16 protein-coding genes and 1 riboswitch are annotated in these 15,341 nt (G+C 44.4%); of the genes, 5 read left to right on the top strand and 11 right to left on the bottom strand.

All coding sequences use genetic code 11. The features are described from left to right. Positions 1-11: 11 nt before the first annotated feature. Positions 12-1,487 carry a S41 family peptidase gene (locus A8C56_RS20270; protein WP_067760165.1) on the top strand — a complete coding sequence of 492 codons (1,476 nt, stop codon included), beginning with the start codon at positions 12-14 and terminating at the stop codon, positions 1,485-1,487. Between the two features lie 32 nt (positions 1,488-1,519). On the opposite strand, the gene A8C56_RS20265 is transcribed toward A8C56_RS20270, so the two are convergent. The 9 genes from A8C56_RS20265 to A8C56_RS20225 form a co-directional block, all read right to left on the bottom strand. Then, positions 1,520-2,212: a hypothetical protein gene (locus A8C56_RS20265; protein WP_067760164.1), complete on the bottom strand. Its 693-nt coding sequence runs from the start codon at positions 2,210-2,212 to the stop codon at positions 1,520-1,522. 1 nt (position 2,213) lies between these two features. Then, positions 2,214-2,546 (bottom strand): PadR family transcriptional regulator, encoded by a 333-nt coding sequence (locus A8C56_RS20260; protein WP_067762336.1) that lies wholly within the window; start codon positions 2,544-2,546, stop codon positions 2,214-2,216. Between the two features lie 74 nt (positions 2,547-2,620). Further along, positions 2,621-3,427: an amidohydrolase gene (locus A8C56_RS20255; RefSeq protein WP_067760163.1), complete on the bottom strand. Its 807-nt coding sequence runs from the start codon at positions 3,425-3,427 to the stop codon at positions 2,621-2,623. Positions 3,428-3,447: 20 nt separating this feature from the next. Then, the gene (locus tag A8C56_RS20250) at positions 3,448-4,365 is read right to left on the bottom strand and encodes a sterol desaturase family protein (RefSeq protein WP_067760162.1); all 918 of its coding nucleotides are present in this window, start codon (positions 4,363-4,365) and stop codon (positions 3,448-3,450) included. A gap of 5 nt (positions 4,366-4,370) precedes the next feature. Next, on the bottom strand, positions 4,371-4,847 hold the full coding sequence (locus A8C56_RS20245; RefSeq protein ID WP_067760160.1) for a regulatory protein RecX: 477 nt from the start codon (positions 4,845-4,847) through the stop codon (positions 4,371-4,373). Between the two features lie 25 nt (positions 4,848-4,872). Continuing rightward, a complete protein-coding gene (locus A8C56_RS20240) occupies positions 4,873-5,220 on the bottom strand; it encodes a type II toxin-antitoxin system VapC family toxin (protein WP_067760153.1) in 348 nt (115 codons plus the stop codon). Then, complete coding sequence (locus tag A8C56_RS20235; protein ID WP_084490308.1) at positions 5,202-5,501, bottom strand: hypothetical protein; 300 nt, start codon at positions 5,499-5,501, stop codon at positions 5,202-5,204. Before A8C56_RS20235 ends, A8C56_RS20240 begins: the two co-directional genes overlap by 19 nt. 104 nt (positions 5,502-5,605) lie before the next feature. After that, positions 5,606-6,706, bottom strand: coding sequence for a trypsin-like peptidase domain-containing protein (locus A8C56_RS20230; RefSeq protein WP_067760147.1), 1,101 nt, complete (start codon positions 6,704-6,706; stop codon positions 5,606-5,608). Positions 6,707-6,728: 22 nt separating this feature from the next. After that, the gene (locus tag A8C56_RS20225) at positions 6,729-8,060 is read right to left on the bottom strand and encodes a type III secretion system chaperone family protein (RefSeq protein WP_067760145.1); all 1,332 of its coding nucleotides are present in this window, start codon (positions 8,058-8,060) and stop codon (positions 6,729-6,731) included. 206 nt (positions 8,061-8,266) lie between these two features. Here A8C56_RS20225 and dnaN point away from each other — a divergent pair, with 206 nt between their 5' ends. The 3 genes from dnaN to A8C56_RS20210 are packed head-to-tail and all read left to right on the top strand — an operon-like array spanning position 8,267 to position 11,342. Then, a complete protein-coding gene (gene dnaN, locus A8C56_RS20220; protein ID WP_067760140.1) occupies positions 8,267-9,382 on the top strand; it encodes a DNA polymerase III subunit beta in 1,116 nt (371 codons plus the stop codon). Between the two features lie 49 nt (positions 9,383-9,431). Beyond that, positions 9,432-10,679: an NAD(P)/FAD-dependent oxidoreductase gene (locus tag A8C56_RS20215; RefSeq protein WP_067760137.1), complete on the top strand. Its 1,248-nt coding sequence runs from the start codon at positions 9,432-9,434 to the stop codon at positions 10,677-10,679. Positions 10,680-10,739: 60 nt separating this feature from the next. Beyond that, entirely contained in the window at positions 10,740-11,342 is a 603-nt protein-coding gene (locus A8C56_RS20210; protein ID WP_067760132.1) for a TPM domain-containing protein, read from the top strand. 469 nt (positions 11,343-11,811) lie between these two features. On the opposite strand, the gene A8C56_RS23985 is transcribed toward A8C56_RS20210, so the two are convergent. Together A8C56_RS23985 and metE are read right to left on the bottom strand one after the other, a co-directional pair. After that, on the bottom strand, positions 11,812-12,069 hold the full coding sequence (locus A8C56_RS23985) for a cysteine-rich CWC family protein (protein WP_084490307.1): 258 nt from the start codon (positions 12,067-12,069) through the stop codon (positions 11,812-11,814). Beyond that, entirely contained in the window at positions 12,070-14,403 is a 2,334-nt protein-coding gene (metE, locus tag A8C56_RS20200; RefSeq protein ID WP_067760126.1) for a 5-methyltetrahydropteroyltriglutamate--homocysteine S-methyltransferase, read from the bottom strand. A 173-nt stretch (positions 14,404-14,576) separates the two neighbouring features. Further along, positions 14,577-14,772, bottom strand: a riboswitch (cobalamin riboswitch). A gap of 110 nt (positions 14,773-14,882) precedes the next feature. On the opposite strand from metE, the gene A8C56_RS20195 reads away from it, so the two are divergent. Next, positions 14,883-15,281, top strand: a complete 399-nt coding sequence (locus tag A8C56_RS20195) for a putative signal transducing protein (RefSeq protein WP_067760122.1) — start codon at positions 14,883-14,885, stop codon at positions 15,279-15,281. Positions 15,282-15,341: the final 60 nt, after the last annotated feature.

Here is a 15,341-nt window from a genome sequence, read left to right as displayed (position 1 = left end):
TAATAGTTGCTATGCGGGGTTTGCTCTTTTTTATGATCATCTGCTGTTTTTCCTGCAGCTACCGGAAAGCGTATAGCCCCAATAAAAAATTCAGTCCCCGGCAATTGCGGTCCGACTTTGACCTGTACCGGACAATACTGGAAAAACGCCATCCCGGTCTTTACTGGTATACATCCCGGCCTGTTATGGATTCGGTATTTAATGAAGAACGGAAACAACTGAAAGACAGCCTTACAGAAACAGAGTTCCGTAAAATCCTGTCGCGCGTGAGTACCAGGATCGAATGCGGCCATACATCAGTGCACAGCTCAAAAGCTTATCAGAAATATATGGATTCGCTGAAAGGCAGGCCATTGTTTCCCGTTTATCTGAAAGTATGGAATGATACGGCTGTGGTAGCATACAATATGAACAAAAAAGATACCGCGTTAACAAGAGGCACGCTCGTGGTATCATTTGATGACATTCCGGTTCGCCACCTGCTGGACACCTTTTATCAATACCTGCCGGCGGATGGCAATAACCGTATTGCAAAAGACCAGCGATTAAGCATTGGCAGTGCATTTGGAGATTTCTATGCGTTTATTTACGGGCGGAAAGATTCATTGAAGGTCGGTTACAGAGGCTCCGGGGGGCATCTGCTGTATACCTTTCTCCGGTTATATACGCCCGCAGCCGACACCGCTGCAAAAGCCACAGGAAGTGCGCAAAACGCACCGAAAAAAACAAGGGATGAAAAGCTGGGCGATATCCGGTCCCTGAAGATAGATACCGTAAGAAATTTCGCAATAATGAACCTGGGCAGTTTTTCACAGCACCTGGAACTGAAATCCTTTTTCCGCCAGTCCTTTAAGGAATTGCAGAAAAGGAAAATAAAAGAACTGATCGTGGATCTGAGAACCAACGGGGGCGGCTCCGTAAATAATGCAATGGTTTTTACCCGTTATCTGGCAAAACAACCCTATAAAATAGGGGACTCACTGTTGCTGTTCAATAAAACGGGAGCCTATAGCAGGTACCTCCGGAAAGATAAAATGGCATTATGGGTACTGCAATTCTTTATACATAAAAAGAAGGATGGCTATTACCATTTCAGCTATTATGAAAGACATAAGTTTGGCCCCAAAAGAAGGTTCCATTATAACGGAGCTATTTATTTACTGACCGGTGGCATGTCTTTCTCCGCAACAACTATGGTGGTTAATGCGCTTAAAGGCCAGGAGAATGTTACAATTGTCGGAGAGCCTACAGGGGGGGCTGCTTATGGCAATTCAGCCTTTTTAATACCGAATATCCTGCTGCCGCATACAAAGATCCGCTGCAGGTTGCCTATCTACCGGTTCGTAATGAACAGGAACCTGCCTATGGATGGTAAAGGCGTATGGCCGGATGTATATGTTGGAGCGAGCATTGATGCCATCCGCCGGGGACGCGATTATAAGATGGATTGTGCAGAAGACCTGATCCTTAAAAAACGGAAACAATAAGAGGAACCGCTTTTTAGATAACCGCAGGCACTTTATCGTTCAAATGCCAGCGGATAATGAAGACGGGCGTTATTATAGATGGATTTATAAGCATGATACCTTGCACAGGTGAGCAGGATGGCAAGGGTGCAAAACAGGGTCATTACGGGGTTAAACCATTGTGCATGGTTGATGTCAATTTCTAAACCTTTTACCGCAAAATTATAATAGAGATTGGGCAGCTGGAAGAGTCCTATAAAAGCGGCAAAGCTGCCTGTATGCTTTAATGAAACCAACTTTTGCATGGGCCGTTTAAATTTTACGCTGACAAAAAGGATCGCTAAAAGACTGAATACAAATAAAAAAATACAATAGGCGCCATATACCTGCTCCGTATTTTTTATTTTAAAAAGATACACAGGAACATTTAACAACAGGAAGCAAAGCAGGGAAACAGCAATTTTTGGGAATGTAAAATAGGATCTGAAAAGCTCAAACTCCTGCCGGCGGGTGGCTTTCCGAATAGCTGCCTCCCTTTCTTCAATTACTTTTGAAAAGCCAAAGATGCCAAAAGACTGATATACCCCGGCAAGCGCTGTTTCAAAAGACACCTCCGGATGGCTCTGCATTTTAGTTTCAATGCTTTCAGCCAAATGATCTACCAGCTCCTGTCTCAGATCATAATAATAGATCCCTTTCTTTTGGCAGAACTGGTCAATGGCTGCTATTTGTTCATTGGTAAGCATTTTATGCCAGTTTAGGGTTAAAGATCAATTGTAAAGTATTTTTAAAAGCCTCCAGCTCCGTCATTGACCGGGCCTGTTCTTTTTTACCGGCAGGAGTAAGCGAATAGTATTTGCGCACTCTGCTGCCGATGTACTCGGTTTCCACATTCAGCACGCCTTCTGCTTCCAGACGGTGCAGCAGGGGGTATAAGGCACCTTCAGTGATCTTTAGCTCTCCGGCTGTAAGCTCTTTCACCTTTTGGGTGATTTCATAACCATACATACGGCCCTGCTCTTTCAAAAGCTTCAGCAGAATGGGCTCCAGGCAACCTTTATACAGGGCGGTTTTGTTCATCTCTGTAAATTTCAGTACGAAGATACATAAGAAATGGATACATAAGTAATTTATGTATGTTTTTTTTACAGCTCTCAATAAAGCGTAAATGCGTCCCCGTCTTTCCAAAAAGGAAACTGTTCCCTTACTTCCTGCAGCTTTTCCCTGGAAAGCGTAATGGTAAAAAGGTCTTCCGCATCTGCTTGGTGATAAAGGATCCTGCCCAAAGGGTCAATGACCATACTATCTCCGCTGTAATCAATATGATTGCCGTCTTCACCCACACGGTTTACACCTGCTACATAACATTGATTTTCGATGGCGCGGGCCTGCAGCAATGTTTTCCAGGCTAAACTGCGGCGCCGGGGCCAGTTGGCTACATTGATCAGCACATCATATTCCGGGGCAGCTGGCCCGGAACTTTGCTCCTGGGGAAACAGGGCGTTCTGCCTTGCCCAAACCGGGAAACGGAGGTCATAGCATACCTGCAGGTTGATCTTCCAGCCGTTTACAGATGCAATGAACCGTTTATTGCCCGCAGTATAATGTTCATCTTCCTTTGCAAAAGCAAAAAGATGACGCTTGTCATAACTGCCATATTGCCTGGTAGGAAGCATCCAGATGAGCCGGTTGTAATAATGCCCGTCTTCTTCTATGATTATGCTGCCGGTAAGGATGATCTTCTTTTTTGCAGCAATATCTTTCATCCACTGAACGGTTGGCCCGTCCATTGTTTCGGCTAATAATTCCGGTTTCATGGAAAATCCCGTGGAAAACATTTCGGGCAATATCACAACCTGGGTCTGGGAGATGCTTTCAATTTTTTGCTGCAGCATTTCCAGGTTGGCTGTTTTGTCTTCCCAATAAAGTGGGGTCTGTATTATAGAAATCTGTAAGGACATATTGCAACGGCGAAGTTCGGTTATTTTGAAGAAAGAGGCGGCTGCCCGGCTTCTTCCCGCTCCATCTGTTTACTGGTTTTGCGGCTGCCGTCATGGCTGTAGCCCGGGGGGCCAAAAATATACTTAAAGCGCTGTTTAAAAGTTAGTCCCTTTTGAGTAACGTCTTTATAGATCTGTATCCATTCATGAAATATAATGGTAAACGCATTGGGATTTTCCAGGTTTTTGGTAAGTCCGTATTGAATGGGAGCATATTCCTGTTCCGGCAGCTCTTCCTGGAAGGTGCCGAACCATTTATCCCAGATGATTAAGAACATACCCATGTTTTTATCAAGGTATCTGGGATTAGAGCCATGATGCACACGGTGGTGTGATGGCGTAACAAATACTTTTTCCAGCCAGCCCAGCTTTCCCACCAGTTCTGTATGCACCAGCGTACCCCATATCTGGGTGGCTGAATACATAAATAAAATATCCAGCGGCTTAAAACCGGCAAAAGCCAGCGGAATAAAGAAAATAAAACGGTAAAGGGGCTCAAAAACGGAGGAGCGGAATCCTACGCTGAAATTGAATTGCCGGGAGCTGTGGTGCGTAACATGCACTGCCCATAAAAAGCGGAATTCATGATCAAAGCGGTGCAGCCAGTAATAAGTAAAATCTTCTGCTATTAACAGTAGTACCCAGTAAAGTGCGCCGGTATGCCAGTTCCGGAAAGGGCTGTGATTAAAGACCTGTACCAGCACCCACAGATAGCTTAGCTTAAAGGCCATATCAATCAGGCCGTTGGCTATAGTAAGATAGATATTGGTAAGCGTATCTTTAAGCGTATACGTCTTTTTATGAAAGTGAAGGCTGGACAATAAGACCTCCGCCCCGATGATGATGATATAAAAAGGGGTCGAAAAAAGCAGTAATACCTGTTCGTGGTAACTATACACTGGATTTATTCTTTTGCTTTGCTGAATAACGGTTGAATAAGCTCCGGCTCAAAGCCTTTCTGAAGCAGAAAATCACTAACCTTGCGCATCTTTATAAACCGGTTCTTTTCGTGGTTTAAGCTTTCCCATTTTTGAAGAAAAAGCTCCTGCAACACCTGAAGATAAGCCGCTTCAGGAATTTCCTTCATTGCGGTTTTTATACAGTAAGAGCTGACCTGTTTTTGCTGCAATGCTTTTTTTATTTTGTTACGTCCCCATTTTTTTTGCCGGAAGTGGCCGCCGGCAAAGGCTTTTGCAAAACGCTCCTCGTTCAGATAGTTTGCTTCAATCAATGCGGCAATAATGGCATCATGCTCCTTTTTCCATACACCCAACTCATATAATTTATTTACCACATCGCTATGGCATCGTTCGCTGTACGCACAGTATTGTTGCAGTTTTTTTAGAGCCTGTGCTTCGGTGAATGTATGAGTGTATGCCATATACCTGATATTATATGAACCAATTTTATAAATCCCGGGGATTTTGCAGGTTCAATTCCGAAACATTTTTAAAATCAGTAACATTGCCGGTAAGTAATACAGCATTAAACTGAATCGCTGTGGCTGCTATTACAGCATCCGGCAACTTAATCCTGGCCTTTTTTTTAATTTCAATTGTTTTTAAAGCAACTTGCAAATTCAGCAGCTTTTCTTTCTTTTCATTGGTTATATCAAATCTCAAAACTCCAATCTGTGTAATGACAGAAATAACTGGTTGTTCCAGGGCAAAAAGCAACGCTTGTGCAGGAGCAGGCAATTTGCCATTGCAGAAGTCAATGACGCAATTGGAATCAATTAAATATTTCTTTCCCATTCATTTCTGCTCTTTTCAATATGTGTATGAAACTTTGCAGCAGTTTCATCAGACAGGATGCTCCTGAAATCTTTCATTTTTTTGCCGGAAACATATTGTACCTCCTGGTTCACTTCTTCAAGAGGTATATAAGTAATTTCAATCTCCTTCCCTACATATTCTTTTGAAATTTCCAGCCTGATTTGCCTTTCCTGAGCCCTGACTATGGTACGTATCACTTCTATTTCATTTTTTGTAAATAAGCTTTTCCAGCTTCTATAACCCCAACACCACTTATACAAATGTACTAAGTTTTTTAGACTGTATTTTGTTGCTTTTACAAAGCTATTTTGTAGTTTGCTACTCTGAAAAAATCAAAAAGGTGATATAATGAATATTATTATCGCTATTCCTCTAAACGGGCGGTACAGCCAAACTCGTTTTTCAGATAATCATCATAATGGTCTGCCTGCTCAAAGAGGTTTTTAAATTCCAGCACTCCCGATTCTTTTGTCATGTCCAGGTCATATAGCAACCGGCTTAATACAATATTGTTTTTCTGACAGCTCAGCACCAGCCCCGTTGGTTTATTGTTTTCCTGCAGCAGGAACTGGTATAATGGCTTTATTTTGGAAGGCTCCGGCGGCATCTGGCACAGATAGGCATCGCCGGCTATGAAGAAGTTATCGGGGTTATAGCTGATGTTGATCTTTGCCGAGCCTTCTTTTACACTCCACTGGTTGGCGCCATCCCGCGCCAGGCGCACATCTTTCCCCAGCTCTTTTAAAATGTCTTCAATGAGCCGGGCCACGCCCATCAGCTCCGCCTCTTTTTCAGGAACCTGCAGCAGCTTTACTTCCGAACCGCAATTAGGGCAGTATTTATTATTATCAATATTGGCTGCTGTAACCAGTGAATCGCAACTGGAGCAGCGCACTGCTTCCTGGCCCTTATAGGGCATGTACAGGTCAATGGCTTCTTTTAAATAGCTTGCGGGCAATGCAAAGCCCAGGTTATCGCCCCCCTTTATAATAAAAGAGTTTACGCCGATCACATTGCCGGCATAATCTACCAGCGGGCCCCCGCTGTTGCCGGGATTAATGGCTGCGTCGATCTGGATATATTTTAATCCATCGCGGATGCGGTCCACTTTTGATATAACGCCCTGTGTGGCGGAATAGCTCAGGTTATAGGGATGGCCGATGGCAATAACATTATCGCCATCCTTCATGGCAGCGTAATCTCCAATATGTATAGCTGCAAGGTCGGCCCCTGTTGGAGGTTGTAAAAATGCCAGGTCATGCTTGGGGTCTGTATACAAAGCCCTTGAAAGCTGTTTGTCGAACGTTTTGCCCTGTATGGTTACCTCCGGTGTGTTATTGACCACGTGGTTATTGGTAATGATGAGGTCATAGTCCATGAGGTAAAAACCGGTGCCGGTGCCTGTTTGGGTGGCTATCTGGATAACGGCGCGCTGGTATGTATTGATAATTTCCTGTGCGTTCATAACTGCTAATGACGGCCCGCGGTCAGGCCGGAATGTCCATATTTAACTTTTCAATTAAAGTGGTAAAACTATAGTTAAATGATAAAAGGTTTACAAAACTCAATGTTTCTGTTCTGAAGCTCATATAGGGGTAACGTTCCTTCCACTGGCTTTCTATCGTGCGCATATAACGGATAATGGCCTCCTCCCTGAAACGGTTGGTTGCCGGATCATAAAAAGTTTCTCCATAACCTAATGCCTTAAAGTAGTCGGGATAGTTCACCCGCATAAAAAGCTGGATGAGCAGGGTAATAGGCCTGGGCAGGCTGTAGGAGTACTGGCAATAGGATAACCCATATTCCATCAGCTTATTGGCAAAATAGTCATACCGGTTGTCTCTGTACCAGAGCATATTTTCATTGGCCTCGTGAATGGCGTCTGCAAGCACTTTATGCACCTGTGGTGTTACAATGGAAAAAGTGTACTTGGAGCGGAAAAGGTTTTTAAACACCTCATCTCTGGGTTTTGCTTTTAATTCCCTGAAAGCTTCGATCATGTCCCTGTTCTTATCAACAACAGAGCGTTCATCCTTTTTGAAATAGATGCCCCCTATTTTTTCCAGTTGGTTCAACAGCTGCCCTTCCGGTATGATCAGGAAGTCGATACGGTAAACGAGGCTCAGCAGCAAATAGGAGATGCCCCCGGAGAACTTATCGGCATCCACTTCTCCTACTTTTTCAAGGGTCTCCGTAATCCAGCGCTGCATAAAGGTATATTTAACTTCCTTTTCATCGTCCGGCAGGGGAATAATATGGTCCTGGTCTATAGCCTGAAGTGAGGAAAAATCATCGATCAGCAGGTCGTCCTGTTTGTCGGATTTTGTAGCCAGCTCCTTTAAGCCGTAATAGAGCTTATTGGGATTAGCGGTGGCAAGATCCGTATCAAAGCGCATACAAAGCTCATCCTTATTCAGCGCAAAGCGACTGTAATACAATGCAAAATTCATTTCGAGCAGGCGGCGCATTACTGGAACAGAAGGTTCGGCCATACGTGCCAGTTTTACATCGGCCGACAAATGGTTTTCCTTTATTTCCCCACGGATGATCTTTGAACCCTGGTAAAACTCAAAGCGTACATGGTTGCCTTCACGTGTATAGCGAACATTCTCTGCATCGTCGTCCCTTAAATAATCAAAAAAGGCATCAACGGATTCTGCATATTTTTTTTCTTTAAAAAGATTATCGGCGTCTTTCCAGCGGCGTACTTTGCCCGAAACCTTATTATTATCGGAATAACGGCCAAAGTCCATTAAGAGGATTCCCTTACCGGCGGGCTCCTCCTTACCTCTAACCCAGTTTAAAAACTTATTCAGCATAGGACCTGTTTAAGTTGGGGAAGTTACTAAACCTTATTTAACTACCTAAAAAATCTTGCGGGATATTTACTTACCTGGGAAATTGCCGTTTTTCCCCCTGTTTTTCCCAAAAATGGGGACAGAATTTTTCAGACATTCAGCAATAAAATAGTAGTTTCGCTGCTACCATTTACCAAAATGGAACAAAAACATAAAATAATATACGGATGAAATTTATTGTATCATCGTCAGCATTACTGAAACAGCTTCAGAACATTTCCGGTGTAATTAACGCCAACAACGTATTGCCTATTCTGGAAGACTTTTTGTTTGACATTGATAAGAACCGGCTGACTATTGTTGCAACAGATCTGGAAACGGTTATGAAAACGGAAATGCCGGTAGAGGCAAAAGACAGCGGCCGTGTTTGCATTCCCGCAAAGATCCTGATCGATTCTTTAAAGAACATACCGGAACAACCGCTTACCTTCAATATTGATAAGAATTATGGTGTTGAAATTACGAGCGACAATGGTAAGTATAAGGTAATGGGCGAAAATCCCGATAATTTCCCCAAAGAACCAACCGCAGATGATGCTTCCGGCTTTACCATGACGTCTACTGCGCTGGTTACTGCCATTAATAAAACGCTGTTTGCCACCAGTACCGACGATTTAAGGCCCGCTATGACAGGTGTATTCTTTGAACTGGATAAAAAGGGGATACAATTTGTGGCAACGGATGCGCACAGGCTGGTGCGTTATAAAAGAACCGATGTAAGCTCGCCGAACGCAGATACGTTTATTGTGCCGCGTAAACCGCTGAACCTTTTAAAATCGGCTTTGCCGGATAATGAGGATGAAATTACCATCAATTATAACAGCAACCACTTCTTTGTAGTGCATGGAACCACGCAAATGAGCTGTAGGTTGATTGATGCGCGTTTTCCGGATTACAAAGTGGTGATCCCCACGGAAAACCCGTATAAATTAACAGTGAACCGCATTGAATTTTTAGGAGCCTTGCGCCGGGTAAGCGTTTTCAGTAATAAAAGCACGTACCAGGTTGCCCTGAACATCAGCGGCAGTGAACTGCAACTGGCCGCGCAGGATGTGGACTTTAGCTTTGAGGGCAATGAGCGTATGAAATGCCAGTACAATGGTGAGGACCTGGTAATTGCCTTTAATGCCAAATTCCTGATTGAAATGCTGAACGCTACAGATAGCGAAGAAGTATATATGGAGTTGAGCACACCTACAAAAGCAGGCCTGATCAAACCCGTAGACCAGGAGGAGAGCGAAGAACTGCTGATGCTGGTAATGCCGTTAATGCTGAATCAATAACTGATAAATAATTAGAATAAGGCTCACAAAAGTGGGCCTTTTTTATTGTATGATTGCTACCAGGGTTTGTATCATCGGGGCCGGACCGGGAGGCGCAACAGCTGCCCTGCAGTTAAACAGGGAGGAAGTTGATTGTGTGGTAGTAGATAAGGCGGTATTCCCAAGGGATAAGGTTTGCGGCGATGGCCTGAGCGGTAAAGTATTAACCTGCCTGCAAAAGATTGATCCAGCCATTGCGGAACGGCTGAAAGGCGCAGGATTTAAAGTAAACAGCTGGGGTGTCAGCTTTGCTGCTCCAAACAGACAGCTACTGGGAATCGGTTACCGGCCAGATTTTGATGCGGATAATGCAGCGCACCGGCAAACGCCTATCGGTTATGTATGTAAGAGATGGAACTTTGATCATTTTCTTGTGCAAGAGCTTAAGAGGTGTCCGCATGTGAAATTATTTGAGGGCAAACACATTATAAAATATGAGCTGCAGCCGGATGGGTACCTGGTCAGCGATGGTAAAGGGTTTGAGGTAAAAGCGTCCCTGCTGATTATTGCCGGTGGCGCCCATGCTGCTTTTACCAAACAGGTAGCGGGCATTGCTATGGAGCCCAAACATTATATGGCCGGTATACGTGCCTATTACAAAGGAGTTGCCGGTATGCATCCCCGGCATTTTATTGAGCTGCATTTCCTTAAAAATCTGCTGCCAGGCTATTTCTGGATATTTCCATTGCCCAACGGAGAGGCAAATGTAGGAATCGGAATGCTGAGCGAGGCAGTGCACCGGGGAAAAGTAAACCTTAAAAAAGAGCTTGTCCATATTGTGGAGAACGATCCTGTTTTTAAGGAACGGTTTAAAAATGCAACGCTGCAGGGAACTATAGAGGGATATGGATTACCATTGGGAAGTAAAAAGAGAAGGCTCAGCGGCACCCGGTTTATGCTGGTAGGGGATGCCGGTTATCTTATAGACCCGTTTACCGGGGAAGGGATTGGCAATGCCATGGGATCCGGCAGGCTGGCCGCGCTGCAGGCTGCAAGGGCTATACAGGCAAATGATTTTTCAGCCGCCGGACTGGCGAAATATGATATGGAAATAGAACGTGTTTTTGGGCCGGAGCTGCGGCTGAGCACCCGTATCCAAAAACTGGTAAATTATCCCCGGCTGTTTAATTTCTTCATCAACATAGGCGCAAAAAACAAAAAAGTACAGGAACTGCTTTCCTGTATGTTTTATGAAGTGGATCTGCGTAAAAAATTAACAAAGCCTTCTTTTTATCTGCAACTTTTGTTCAATAAATGAATTTTTGATATTCATTTAAAAAGTAAGTTTGTAGCATACAAATCATTTTAAATTCATTTTATGAAGTACCTGTGTTTCTATCCCTTTCTTTTTGCAATTGCAGCAGGCGTTTTCTTTGTTGCCTGTAGCCCGACAAAAAAATTAGACCAGGCTGTTACACAACGCAACGCAAATGGCAGGGACGTAAAGCTGCAGTATCCGCAGCAATTTGTGGCAACCCCGGCCAATGTGAACATGGTATACGACTATGAACAGGTTTTTTCTCCGGCCGAAGTTCAGAAACTGGATAGTTTAATGCATTTATTTGAACAGAGCAATCTGATCCCGATCAAAATAGTAACACTGGGAACGGATAAAGTGCTGCCTGATAATTTTGAAAAGAATAATAAATCCCTATTAAAAGAGTGGGATGCCCTGCACGGGAAGGCTGAAAAATCAATGGTGATTTCTGTAAGCAAATCCTTAAACAAGGTAGCGATTGATTGTGGAAATTTTGTAACCCGGTTATTGCCCAGGGATCAGATAGACAATATTATTGCATCTGTTTTTGTTCCTTCCTTCCAGAACGGGCTGTATTACCAGGGTACCTGGAATGGCGCCAATGCACTGATGGATGCCATTCGCAAGAACATCAGTTTTAACCCGCAGCCGGTTCAGAAATAGAATAAGGATCCGGTTTTTAATAAAGCCGGCAGCAAATGGGTTTACCGTCTTGCTTTATAATACCATTTAGATTAAAAGAACACTGTCACCCGGAGTTTTCCATTTGTAAAAACAAAATTAATGAGGCTATGACAATTATTCTTACAGGTCACCCTGAAGATATCATCCCGGACTTATTCCGGGATCTGTTTTTGTTTTAGGGTCCAAATTAGCGATAAATAGATGCCGAAACAATTCCGAACTGTAGGAACGGCATGACAAAAAAGAAAATTGATTTTCAAAACAATAACACATCTGTCATTGGCAATCATAAAAGCGTTGCCTTTAAGCTTATTGGGATGACAATTTTTTTAATCGTCATCCCGGTCGCAGTCCGCGATAGCGGGAGAAGCGGGGGGATCTGTGGCGAACCGGGGGCAAATCCTAACAGATTGTCTACTAAATCTTATGCAACTGTTACTAACGGGCATCACCGTGGTAAATGCGGCTCCCTGTATAAAACGCCCAGTATTTTTTTGAGTTTACTTTGAAAGGTTTGTTTATGATACAGTATTTTCATATCAGCAAGACATCGGGCGCACAGGCAATCTTCATACAGCCCGGTGATGAAATCGCGCTCGGCATCTGTTAATATTACAGAACTGCATTGGCAAAGTAAAATACTGCCCACCTTGCATTCAAAAGGTTGCTCGCACCGGGGGCAGTATTTCTGTTCATGTTTACACATTTATTGCAATACGGGGTGCTGTATTTTTTCCCGCAGTGTTTTGGCTGCGTTTACCATTTCCGTAAGCGCCCGTTTTGTTTCTTTCCATCCGCGTGTTTTTAAACCGCAATCCGGGTTCACCCAAAGGCGTTCTGCCGGAATATAGTGCAGCGCTTTTTCAATCAATGCTACCATTTCCTGTTTTGAGGGAACACGGGGCGAATGAATGTCGTACACACCAGGACCTATATCATTCGGATATGCAAAAGTGGCAAAAGCATCCAGCAATTCCATTTGGGAGCGGGAGGTTTCTATAGTAATTACATCGGCATCCATATCTGCAATATTGTTAATGATATCATTGAATTCAGAGTAGCACATATGGGTATGGATTTGGGTTGCATCCTGTACACCGCTTGCTGCAATGCGGAATGCCCTTACGGCCCAGTCCAGGTACTCCCGGCGGTTTTCCTTTCTTAAAGGTAGTCCTTCCCTTATTGCCGGCTCATCAATCTGGATGATCTTTATCCCCGCTTTTTCCAGATCAATTACTTCGTCCCGGATGGCCAGCGCTATCTGATCGCCCGTTACGCTCCTGGGCTGGTCGTCCCGCACAAAGCTCCACTGCAAAATGGTCACAGGGCCGGTCAGCATGCCTTTTACCCATTTACGGGTAAGGGACTGGGCATAACGGCTCCATTCAACGGTCATTGGTGCCGGCCGGTATATATCGCCATAAATGACGGGTGGCTTTACACAGCGGCTGCCATAGCTTTGTACCCATCCGTTTTGGGTAAAAGCAAAGCCTGCCAGTTGCTCTCCAAAATATTCCACCATATCGTTGCGCTCAAATTCGCCGTGCACTAATACATCTAAGCCTGCTTCTTCCTGCCATCGAATGGCTTCCTGAGCAGCCTCTTTCAGCAGCCGGTCATATTCAGTATCTGAAAGCTGCTGCTTTTTCCATTGCGCCCTCCAGGCCCGGATTTCTTTTGTTTGCGGAAAGGACCCAATGGTAGTAGTAGGAAAGAGCGGCAGCCGGAACTCCTGCTGCTGCTTTTCTTTTCTTGCAGTAAAAGAACTGTTTCGTCTCGCATCGGCTTCTGTTATTGCTGCTACGCGTTGCTTTACCTGCTGGTTATGGATCAACGCGGAGCTGCGGCGGCTTTCAATGCACCGGATGTTGGCTTCCAGCAGCGTTTTTGAGGCGGGGGTTTCAGGGTCCGCAGCAATCTGCTTCAGGGACGCTACCTCCGCCAGCTTTTGTTGGGCAAAGGCCATCCACTGTTTTATTTCAGCGGTAAGATGCCTTTCATCAGTTTCCAGATCCAGGTCGCAGGGAGTATGCAGCAGGGAACAGGATGGCGCCAGCCAGATGCGGTCTGCCCCTATTTTTTGCTGGGCTTTTTGGATCAGTGACAGGGATTGTTTAAAATTATTCTTCCAGATATTTCTTCCATCCACAATGCCCAGGGACAAATGGGTTCTTGCTCTGATAAAATCCGGTACCGCCAGGATATCTTCCAGCTGGGAAGGACAGCGCACTAGGTCCAGGTGCAGCACCTGCACGGGAAGCGATAAAGCGGTTGAGAGATTGGCCCCGAAACAATCAAAATAATTGGCCAGGATGATCTTCAGGTTAGGGAACCGTTGCTGCATAGCGGTGTAAGCCGTTACCAGCGCCTGCTGTTCCTTTTGGGTAAGATCCAGCGTCAGGCAGGGCTCATCCAGTTGCACATAATAAGCGCCGCTGGCGTCCAGTTTTTCCAGCACTTCAAAATATACGGGTAAAAGATTTTTCAGCAGGTCGATCCGGTGAAAGCCTTCTTCTTTTTCTTTACCCAGCAATAAAAAAGTAACAGGCCCTGTTAAAACGGGTTTGGAATTGTAGCCGGCCTTTTTAGCTTCGATGAACTGATCAGTAACCTTGCTGTTAAAAAAAGAGAATTTCTGGTCTTTTTTAAACTCAGGAACAATATAATGGTAGTTGGTATCGAACCACTTGGTCATTTCCATGGCAGTAAGGTCATACCCGTTCTTTTGATATCCTCTTGCCATTGCAAAAAGCAGGTCGATCGTTTTCAGATGTTCCTTTTCAATTAACGGGTGATACCGTTCCGGGATGGCACCAGTCATCAGGCAGGTGTCCAGTACCTGGTCATAAAAGGAAAAATCATTTACAGGGATCCAGTCAATACCGGCATCCTTCTGTAATTGCCAGTGATTTGACCTTATTTCACGGGCCACCTGCTCCAGTTGTGCTGCTTCAATTTTGCCGGCCCAATATTGTTCGCAGGCTTTTTTCAGTTCCCGGTTACTACCAATACGCGGGTAGCCCAGATTGTGTGTTTGCATTTCTTTTAACTTTTTTAATGAATAATAAGCTAAAAGCCCTTTGCAAATTTCACAATGCGATAAGGATAAGAAGAAAAAGACAAGCAGATGCCCGTTACCGGAATGGGACTCCGGATATAAAGTAGGAATTTTTAAAAGGCATCATACAGACCGTTGCTTCAGACCGCGAAAGCATTGCTCATACAGAAAAGGCAGGTCTCCTGGCTTACAGCAGCTTTACCGCCCTTCCCGCTCCGCCCGGGGCGAAACAGTGGACATACATTGGGTAAAGCCTTGCTGGCTGCTTACAGTTGCGCGACAGCTCGTGATTTGAACACGATTCCCTATTATCCCTGATCTTCATCAGGGACCTTTCCTGGTTGATGAAAAATGAAAGAACTTATTAAGTTGGCAAATTTAATCAAAACAAGGTAGTTCCCGGTAAAATTTTAAAGACAAGAGGACTTTTTTTATCCGGTATACTGTAATAACTTTAAAATATGGACTATGTGATTGCCAGCACCTACAATAATTATATAGAAGCGCATCTTGCAATGGGCAATTTGCAGAGTGAAAGCATTAACTGCTGGCTGAAGGATGAAAATACGGTAACCATCGATCCCATACTGACCAATGCTGTAGGAGGAATAAAATTAATGGTGGCACAGCCACAGATCGGAAGAGCGTTGGATATTTTAAAGAATACAAAAAAAGAATACCAGCAGCAACATCCCTGCCCCCATTGCGGTTCCACCAACGTGGAGTATGTGAGCACGCCCAAAAAAGCGTCCAACTGGCTGGGCACCCTTATAAATCTCCTGTTAGGCATAGGAGCACCTTTGCCGGTAGATAAGGTACACCATTGTTTTGATTGCGGGTATGAATATGAAGCACAATAGTTTCGCTTGCAAGAAAGGGGCAGAAGGGTGCGTTTCAGAAATATATTTTCATTAAACAGG

Source organism: Niabella ginsenosidivorans (genome assembly GCF_001654455.1).
Lineage (GTDB): Bacteria > Bacteroidota > Bacteroidia > Chitinophagales > Chitinophagaceae > Niabella > Niabella ginsenosidivorans.
This window is presented reverse-complemented; position numbering and strand designations above follow the sequence as displayed.